Annotated in this window: 4 protein-coding genes; 3 read left to right on the top strand and 1 reads right to left on the bottom strand. The window is 37.7% G+C overall.

Annotation, left to right across the window (positions count from 1 at the left end):
* Together Q0212_RS15260 and Q0212_RS15255 are read left to right on the top strand one after the other, a co-directional pair.
* A partial coding sequence (locus Q0212_RS15260; protein WP_297927100.1) for a hypothetical protein occupies positions 1-572 on the top strand: 572 nt, incomplete at its 5' end.
* Between the two features lie 57 nt (positions 573-629).
* Entirely contained in the window at positions 630-1691 is a 1062-nt protein-coding gene (locus Q0212_RS15255; RefSeq protein ID WP_297927098.1) for a hypothetical protein, read from the top strand.
* Positions 1692-1807: 116 nt separating this feature from the next.
* Here the strand turns inward: Q0212_RS15255 and Q0212_RS15250 are convergent, their stop codons facing one another.
* Positions 1808-3529 carry a proline--tRNA ligase gene (locus Q0212_RS15250; RefSeq protein ID WP_297927096.1) on the bottom strand — a complete coding sequence of 574 codons (1722 nt, stop codon included), beginning with the start codon at positions 3527-3529 and terminating at the stop codon, positions 1808-1810.
* A 146-nt stretch (positions 3530-3675) separates the two neighbouring features.
* Between Q0212_RS15250 and Q0212_RS15245 the strand changes: the two genes are divergently transcribed.
* A complete protein-coding gene (locus Q0212_RS15245) occupies positions 3676-4092 on the top strand; it encodes a hypothetical protein (RefSeq protein WP_297927094.1) in 417 nt (138 codons plus the stop codon).
* Positions 4093-4264: the final 172 nt, after the last annotated feature.

Genomic DNA, 4264 nt, shown 5'->3' with positions numbered 1-4264 from the left:
GTGTTTATAGTAACTGTTCCTCTAATCAAAACATAGCAGATGTATATAAGTCTGCTGTATTAAATAATTATTGGTCGATAAGATTTGGATTAAGAACAGAAGTTGATAATGAGGGTGAATATATCCCTGTTTATCCAACCAACTTTAATTATCAATCAGCAACAGCTAGTATTGCTGGACGATTAATTGATTCAGATGATACTTTATCTGAAGATGCCACTCATCAAGTGAAAGGTACAATTACCGCTAATACCAAAATTAAATTAGTGGGTAATGCAGCCGCTGATATTGAGGCTTTAGTGACTGCTAATTATGCAGGCCAACAAAATGGTACTTTAACCATGACTGTGCGTGCAGGTGAAGAAAAAATTGATGTGACAGGCACAACACAAAATGGCAAAACCACGGTTAAATTAAGCAACAAAAATGGCGTAAGCATTGATGTAGCAGAATCAACTAGTGATGCCAATAAATTGGAGTTGAAAGTCAATGGCACTGTGCAAGGTTGGGTTTATAAACTTAATGGCGCACCTGTAGTTAAATTTAAAGATGATAAAATTAAGTTTTTATAATCTTTGATGTCGTTTAGAAAGACGGTCTTTTGACCGTCTTTTTATTTGGGGAGTTAAATGCGCTTTTTATATGTATTATTGTGTTTACCCATATCGGCATTAGCAAATAATCTAAATTTAGATATTAATATAAATGCTTATGCAGAGCCTGTTTCTATTAAGGCATTTACCGATGATTGGGATGATACACTTAAAAAGGGTGATAAAGCTTTTTTACAAGGTCGAGCAGAAATATCGACTAAAAATAAACATAGACAATTAAGTATATTATGGCGTTATGATTATTTATTAGATTTTAGTGAGCAAACTGCACAAATTTATCATGCCTATAAAAATAATTACTTACCTATTGCTCAGCAAGATTATCCTTTATTTATTAAAGCAAAATACAGTGAAAGTTATGGTGTTCGTTGGTTGCAATATAAGGATTTTAGCCACAATTTAAAACTTGGTTTAGCAATTAATTTGCTTAAAGGCTATAAAATAACTGACGGTCAATTAGAAGGAAATGTAAATTTTAAGCAACAAGGATTTAAAGTTAAAGATATCAATAATATGCAAATGGATATTAATTATTATTATGATGAACCACAATTAAAAGAGGAGCAGTTAGAATGGTATCCCCAAAATCCGAGTGCATTAGGTTTTAGTGTAGATGCTGAATTAGCTTGGCAAATTAATCCAAAAACATATTTTTTAGTACAAATTAATGATATTTATGGTCGTTTATATTGGCACGATATTCCAACCACACAATATAATGCAAGTTGTCAATGTTATAAATTTACACATAATATTGAAGGGCAGTTGGCAATTGATGATAAATATACGCAAAAATTATTAATTAATGGTAAATCAATATTGGCATATCAATTAGGTGATTTATATAAAACCGAGTTAAGAGGGTTATTTAATCAAAGTTTTTCATTGTGGCAAGGAGTATTTTTATACCACCTAAAAAATGATTGGCAATTAGGGTTTATTATCGAGCCACAAACACAGGCTTTAGGCGTTGAGTTAAAGAGTAAAAATATATATTTGCATTATTTGGCAGATGATTTAAATACCAATAAAGCACATCGTTTGGGCTTCGGTTTAGGTGTGTATCAACAATGGTGAGATTAATTCGCTTGGTTTCGACTCTTAACCAACGCAAAGATGCTCCCTGAGCGTAGTCGAAGGGACATTTTTTCAAGCCTCAAAAAAAAGCCGCGAAATTCGCGGCTTTTTTATGCTTAGATTTTAATCTTTTCTTTTAAGAAGTTAATTAAATCGCTATAAGCAATATCTTGAGACTCACTGTCACGGCGGCCTTTGTATTCAATTGTGCCTGCATCTAAGCCTTTTTCGCCCATCACTAAACGATGAGGAATACCAATCAATTCGGCATCGGCAAATTTAACACCAGGTCTTTCGTTGCGGTCATCATAGAAAACATCAAAACCTGCGGCAGTTAATTGCTCATACAGTTTTTGGCTTTCTTCTTGAATACGTTGTGATTTTGCCCAGTTCATTGGCACTAAAGCAATATGGAAAGGTGCAATGGCATCTGGCCAAATAATGCCACGTTCATCGTAGTTTTGCTCAATGGCAGAAGCAACCACACGAGTCACGCCAATACCATAACAACCCATAGTCACGACAAACGGTTTGCCATCTTCACCCAACACCGTACAGTTAAGGGCTTGTGAGTATTTTTTGCCAAGTTGGAAAATATGGCCGACTTCAATGCCACGTTTTAACACTAATTTGCCTTGACCATCAGGTGATGGGTCGCCAGCAACCACGTTACGGATATCGACAATGGCTGTGATTTGCGCATCACGTTCCCAGTTTAAGCCTGTTACATGTTTGCCATCCACATTTGCACCCGCAACAAAATCAGCTAAGGCAGCAGCAGAGCGGTCAACCAACACAGGAATAGTTAAACCTTGTGGGCCAATAGAGCCAACATTACAACCAACAGCCGCTAACACTTCGGCTTCGCTAGCAAAGGTCAGGGGAGAGCCAACTTGAGCTAATTTTTCAGCTTTAATGTCATTTAATTCATGGTCGCCACGCAACACTAAGGCGACTAAACCATATTGACCTTTGTCATCGGCTTTGCCGCGTACAATTAAGGTTTTAACAGTTTGGCTAGCATCAACCTTTAAAAACTCACACACTTCGGCAATGCTGTGGGCATTGGGCGTATCAACGCTTTGCATCGCTTGGCTTGCAGCAGGGCGTTGGCTAGTGCAAATGGCTTCGGCCATTTCGATGTTGGCGGCATAGTTAGAGGTATCAGAAAAGGCAATTAAATCTTCACCGCTTTCGGCTAACACGTGAAACTCATGTGAGCCATCACCACCAATTGAGCCAGTATCGGCTTGAACAGGACGGAAATCGACACCAATACGACTAAAAATACGGCAATAAGTGTCGTACATGACATCATAGGTTTCTTGCAAAGAGGCTTGATTAGCGTGGAAAGAATAAGCGTCTTTCATAATAAATTCGCGTGAGCGCATGACACCAAAACGTGGGCGAATTTCGTCACGGAATTTTGTTTGAATTTGATAAAAATTCACAGGTAATTGTTTGTAGGATTGCAACTCATTACGCGCTAAATCGGTAATGACTTCTTCGTGTGTTGGGCCTAAGACAAAGTTAGCTTGGTGACGGTCTTTGAAGCGTAATAATTCTGCGCCATATTGCACATAACGGCCTGATTCTTCCCACAATTCGGCAGGTTGGGTAACAGGCATTAACACTTCTAATGCGTTAGAGCGGTTCATTTCTTCGCGGACAATTCTTTCTACTTTTTGTAATACGCGTAAGCCTAAAGGCAGCCAATTATATAAACCAGTGCCCACTTTGCGAATTAAACCCGCACGTAACATCAGTTGATGGGAGATAACAACGGCATCGGCAGGAGTTTCACGAAGCGTAGCAAGCAAAAAACGACTAGCGCGCATAATAAATTTACATCCAAGAAAACAAAATGATGCCGATTTTAGAACAACTCCATTAAAATTGCCGCTTATTTTTGACCCTTTGCTTGTAGATAGTTGGCCACAGGTTTACACTTTATAACGTATTAAGTTGTTTTATGTAAATCTAAATGACAAAATCTGAAAAGTTACTTTACGTTTTTGCAAACTCAGTTAAGGCAGGAGGCGGCATTCATCATGCGTCAGAACTTGCGTTTATGTTAGGTGAAGCCCATACACCAGCCTTTACCAAATTTCTTGCTGACTGTGTTAAAAAGGGCATTATCAGAAGAGTAGCGCAAGGTTTATTTGAAAGCCTATTAACCCCACCCGAGCCAACAACAGCCCTTTATAAAATTATTAAAAAACTACGTGGTAATGTCTTAACTTATATTAGTTTAGAAAGCCAACTTAGTTATACAGGTGATATTTCTCAAGTCATTATGGGTAGAGTAACCGTTGTCACGAAGGGCAGAAGTGGTACTTTTTTTACTTCACGATCAGATTCACTAACTGCTACAAACTGTTTAGCCGTATCTAAGATGTGAAAGATATGCTCTTTAGACAATTCCTCTAAGGTAAGTAAATGAGTGAGCTCACCTTGTTCATTGAGCTGGAGTTGGCTGGCAGTCTTAGCAATCATTGTCATCTTAGGTAAATATTTTAGTCTTTTCTGGCGTTGTTTTCTTGTTTATTTAGTTTCTGTCGTAAACAAGAACT

This window comes from uncultured Agitococcus sp., assembly GCF_937920075.1.
Lineage (GTDB): Bacteria > Pseudomonadota > Gammaproteobacteria > Pseudomonadales > Moraxellaceae > Agitococcus.
The sequence above is the reverse complement of the archived record's forward strand: the minus strand, read 5'-3'. Positions and strand labels throughout refer to the sequence as shown.